The 242-nt window shown below is 55.8% G+C and carries 1 protein-coding gene; it reads left to right on the top strand.

The genetic code is table 11. The features are described from left to right. On the top strand, positions 1-242 hold a 242-nt coding region (locus QN378_RS23410), incomplete at both ends, for a hypothetical protein (protein ID WP_323570717.1).

The raw sequence follows: 242 nt of genomic DNA on the forward strand, positions 1-242 counted from the left end.
GTTGATTTTCGCCGATGACGAAGGGATGTTTCCCCATAAAGCAAAGGTGGCGCTGCCGTTCAAACCGCTTAGCGGCAGGGTGCCCGAAACGTATTCGATCCATGAGTTTGGCGTGCGCCTGGCGGCACGTACCAGCCATGTGGTCCATCGGGATTACGATTTCCAGAAAGCCGGTTATCTACTGGAAATCTCGAGAAAACCCTGGCCGACGCAAGCCCAAGCGCAAAGGGGTGAAGTCCTGC

The sequence above is a fragment of the Pseudomonas sp. 10S5 genome (genome assembly GCF_035019745.1).
Taxonomy (GTDB): Bacteria; Pseudomonadota; Gammaproteobacteria; order Pseudomonadales; family Pseudomonadaceae; genus Aquipseudomonas.